7 protein-coding genes are annotated in these 3,964 nt (G+C 59.7%); 4 read left to right on the top strand and 3 right to left on the bottom strand.

The features are described from left to right. Positions 1–86: 86 nt before the first annotated feature. From ACGLWX_RS18215 to ACGLWX_RS18205, 3 genes are all read right to left on the bottom strand, one after another. Positions 87–401 carry a hypothetical protein gene (locus ACGLWX_RS18215; RefSeq protein ID WP_396241874.1) on the bottom strand — a complete coding sequence of 105 codons (315 nt, stop codon included), beginning with the start codon at positions 399–401 and terminating at the stop codon, positions 87–89. 2 nt (positions 402–403) lie between these two features. Then, entirely contained in the window at positions 404–760 is a 357-nt protein-coding gene (locus ACGLWX_RS18210) for a response regulator transcription factor (RefSeq protein WP_396241876.1), read from the bottom strand. Between the two features lie 434 nt (positions 761–1,194). Further along, entirely contained in the window at positions 1,195–1,677 is a 483-nt protein-coding gene (locus tag ACGLWX_RS18205) for a hypothetical protein (RefSeq protein ID WP_396241872.1), read from the bottom strand. Between the two features lie 165 nt (positions 1,678–1,842). On the opposite strand from ACGLWX_RS18205, the gene ACGLWX_RS18200 reads away from it, so the two are divergent. From ACGLWX_RS18200 to ACGLWX_RS18185, 4 genes are all read left to right on the top strand, one after another. Beyond that, positions 1,843–2,163, top strand: coding sequence for a hypothetical protein (locus ACGLWX_RS18200; RefSeq protein WP_396241870.1), 321 nt, complete (start codon positions 1,843–1,845; stop codon positions 2,161–2,163). A 14-nt stretch (positions 2,164–2,177) separates the two neighbouring features. Then, positions 2,178–3,128 carry a DnaT-like ssDNA-binding domain-containing protein gene (locus tag ACGLWX_RS18195; RefSeq protein WP_396241868.1) on the top strand — a complete coding sequence of 317 codons (951 nt, stop codon included), beginning with the start codon at positions 2,178–2,180 and terminating at the stop codon, positions 3,126–3,128. Then, positions 3,106–3,753: a replication protein P gene (locus ACGLWX_RS18190; protein WP_396241866.1), complete on the top strand. Its 648-nt coding sequence runs from the start codon at positions 3,106–3,108 to the stop codon at positions 3,751–3,753. The genes ACGLWX_RS18195 and ACGLWX_RS18190 overlap by 23 nt, the downstream gene beginning before the upstream one ends. 5 nt (positions 3,754–3,758) lie before the next feature. Then, on the top strand, positions 3,759–3,964 hold a 206-nt coding region (locus tag ACGLWX_RS18185; RefSeq protein ID WP_396241864.1), incomplete at its 3' end, for a hypothetical protein.

Below are 3,964 nucleotides of genomic sequence, written 5' to 3'. Positions count from 1 at the left end.
TTCGGCGTCGTCCTGGCTGAGCTGGCCCAGCACGAGGGCGGCGGCGATGGCGCCGCTGGCGAGCACGGCGTGTCGAATGCGGGTGGTCATTGGGCGGTGCCTCCGGTGGCGGCGCTGTCGAGCAGCAAGGCGCGCAGGTGATTGCGAACCAGGCGAATGTCGGCGAGGTCGGTGCCGGTCATGAGCCACCGAAAGGCGGGGTTGTTTTTGGGGTCAGTGCCTTCGGGCCACGACGAGCACTGAACACCCATTGCGCCGGTCTCCAGCACGACGCGATATTTCTTCAGCAGCGTGACGGCCAGCGCGAGTTCCTGGCATTCGAGCAGCTGGCAGACTAGGGCCGAATAAACACTGTGCGCGGCGAACACTTCGATGACGGTTTTGGGGGCGTCGAGGCTCATGGCTATACGCCCTCCGAGCCGCGCTGACTGGCAATCAGTCGGCTGGCGCTATAGGGCGTACGGGTGCGTGTCGGTTGGCGATTGCGCAGGGCGGCAGCGTCTGGGCTTACAGCAGTGACCAACAGCGCGAACACAACGATCAGATGAATGAGTTTCTGAGCGATGGCTAGTGCCACCAAGTGCGTGGTGTTCTTGGCGTCAAGACGATCTTTGGCCAGCAGAATGTGCCGGTGAACGGTCGAGGCAGATCGGTGAAGTATCGTGGCGCACTGGTCGGCGGTGTTTCCATGAGCCAGCAGCGTGACGATTTCGCTTTGACGTGGGGTGAGTTTCATGGCTTCTCTCTCAAGACGTTTTATGTAATTTATGGCTTAAACCATAAAACGTCAAGATAAAACCATGGTATTTACATACAAAAGCCGGCTTTAGCCGGCTTTGTTATATAAAATTTTCTTCTGACCGCTCAGGAATCGGTTATATCGGCTTCCAGCCACTGGAGCAGTGAGGAGAAAAGCGCGCTAGTGACGGGAATATGTGGCTCCGATCTTGGAGCGCCATGTTCATACGACTCTTGCCCATTGGGTCCTGGTGTCGTTAATTGAGCTTCTTCTGCGCGCTGCCGGTCATGCATTTTGTCACCTTTATCTCTCACTGCATGTATGGATATACAGTATAAGGAAACAGGTAATTTTGACCAGTCAAAATCATAGCCTGGGTTAAATATTCATTTTTTTTGAAGCCAAAAAAAGCCGCCTCAAGTGGGCGGCTGGTGGGTGTGCAATCCTGGCTACGGCTAGGATCGACCTTCGGCTTCGTAGATTAAATAGCCCAGAATAGTGGCTCTTGGGTGTCCGGCTCTGGCCATCTCATATGCGGTCATCGCAAGCTTGGCACCTTGAATTGGGTCCAGCGATTCTACCTCACTGGCACGTGCCAGTGCCTCTTCAACCAGCTCCAGCGCCAGTATTTTAAGCTCGGCTTCATCGATTGGCTGAAGCTGTGTGGGATCGTTGGTTTCGCACGCCAAGTATAGAGGGCTGACGTTGTACTTTTTCGCCAGTGCCGCGATAGCGCTCGGCGGTATTGGTGATCGGCCATGTTTCCAGTCACCGACTGTTTGGGATGCTCGATCCGCGTCATTGGCGATTTTGGTATTGATACCATGGTCGGATGGATGGTTGTGCACTCTCTGGGCGGTTGCTTTGATTCGCTCCCACACCTGCCTGCGCGCTTCCATCTCTTCAGAAGATGGGCTGTCTGGTTTGTCGGCAGCCATGCGTTTGCTACTCCAATTCTGACAAATACCCGCAAAAATAAAGCTAGAGCCATATATTAGCCCGCAAAACCGCGATGGCAATTCGTCAAATTTATGGAATTTGTTGTATCAACCATGGTTTAAGCCATAATATATAAGCATAAACCATGAATTGAGGCCTATTCCATGACCCACACGAGCCAAAATGAAGACCGTTCAGGCGCTTGCGAAGACCTGGATGGCACCGTCGCGCCGGGTGATATTTCAGTAGCAACGCGCCCGGTCACCCTGAGGGACGTCATCAAGGACTGTGGCGGCGCCACGCATGTCGCCAAAAAGCTCGAAGTCTCGGTTCCCAGCGTTTATGAGTGGATCGGCAAAGGGCATCTACCGTATTCCGACCTGCGCCTTGAGGGCGCTACCACTTATTCCGACCAGCTTTCCCAGCTACAGCAAAAAGGACGACTCTCCGCCGCTGCCATTCGCCGCCTCGGCCGTCGGCTCTGAGCGAGAGGTTACCAATGCAATACCTCGTCTCCATCAATCAAGCCAAGGCGCTCGCCTGGGGGCTCAACGCCCAGCAGGCCATGCTGTTCGCGTTCCTGTACCAGGTGCCGTCGTGGGCCGATTCCCGCCAGATTGACGGGGCGGTGTGGTTCAACATCGGCAAGGGCAAGATCATCCAGGAATTGCCACTGCTGACCGACAAGCCCGATACGGCCTACCGGCTCATGAAGCAGCTGCGCGATGCCGGTTTGATCGACATGACCAGCACCGACAACAAGACCTACATGCGCCTGACCAACAAGGCGAAGAGCTGGAACAAGGCGCAAGGGTCGGAAAAAAATCCGACCCTGCAACCGGGTGCCGAAGGGTCGGAAAAATCTCCGACCCACCCCGGAAAAATATCCGAGGGTCGGAAAAATATCCGCGAAGGGTCGGAAAAATCTCCGACGAATCAAGATACCAAGATCATAACCCCCTCTCTCTCTGACGCGGGCGCATCCGAGCCGAACGTGTTCGAACGTGCCGCCACCCAAGACGACGACGGCGAGCCCGCCGCCGACCCGGTAACTGCCCGCAAAACCGCGATGACGCTCGACTGGGAACCCGAGTCCGAAACCTACCAGGTGGCGTGCCTGCAACGCGGGCTGGCGCCGGACGCCAACGTGTTCGACGCCCTGATGGATTTCCGCGAGCACTTCGCCGCCCAGGCCCACCGCACGATGACCCACGCCGAGTGGACCCGCCGCTTTGCCAAGTGGATTCACGAGAACACCAAACGCCAGCACGCCCAGCAGCAGACCACCGGAGGCAACGCCCATGCAAACCGCCGCAACAGCACTCCAAAACGCCGTCGCACCGCTCAGGAAGCCCGGGCAGCCGCCGAAGGGCGAGCGCCAGCCCCAGAGTGCGGGCAAACGTACGACGGGGAATTCAGCGCCCACGGTGTCGGCTACGGACGTGGATAACCTGTTCAACACGCTGGGCGAGCTTTTCGGCAGCAAGTTTGCCAGCCAATGGGGTGAGTACGACGAAACCGGAGCGTGGTGGGCTGAGCTAGCCGGGCTGGCGCCGGGCCAGCTGGCGCTGGGGTTACGCCGGGTCCGCGAGCAGATTCAGGACGCCGCACGCCAGAACGGCGAAGCCTGGCCGCCCATGCCGATCGCCTTCGCTGCGCTGTGCCAGCCGAAGCCGGAAGATTTAGGCCTGCCGACCGAGGCCGACGCCTGGCGCGAGGTCAGCGCCCACGCTCACCAGCCCGGCCAGCACCAGTGGTCGCACGAAGCCGTTCGCATGGCCGGCGCGGCCGTCGGGTGGTGGGAGCTGACCCACGGCGGCGGTGAGACCCGCGCCGGACGCCTTGAGCGCCAGTTTCGCCGTGAATACGCCGCGCTGATCAACCGTGTGATGGCCGGCGAGCAGCTGAGCGCCCGGGGCTTGATCGGCCACGACAGCACCATGACCCGCGCCGAGCGAGCCGAGCGCGCCAGCCGGGAAGCCGCGCAGGCGCAAAGCGCCGCCGCGGGCATGCCCGATCGGATGAATTCAGAACAGGGGCTGCGCTCACTGCGTGCCGCCCTGGGGAGCCGATAACGATGATGACCAACCCTGTAATGCAACCCACCGGGCGGGAGGTTTCCGCCGAGGCGTTTCGCGAGATCCGCAAGAGCGGACGCGCCAACGCGTACCAGCGCCGCATCCTTGAGGAGCTCACCGCCGGGCCGATGACCCGCAATCAGCTCGCGGCCCGCATCCAGCGCCCGCTATCGAGCATTTGCGGCCGCTGCACCGAGCTGCTCGATGC

Origin of the sequence: Halomonas sp. HMF6819, assembly GCF_044335525.1 — a bacterium.
GTDB lineage: Bacteria > Pseudomonadota > Gammaproteobacteria > Pseudomonadales > Halomonadaceae > Vreelandella.
Note: the sequence above shows the minus strand (reverse complement) of the source record. Positions and strands in the feature narration are given on the sequence as shown.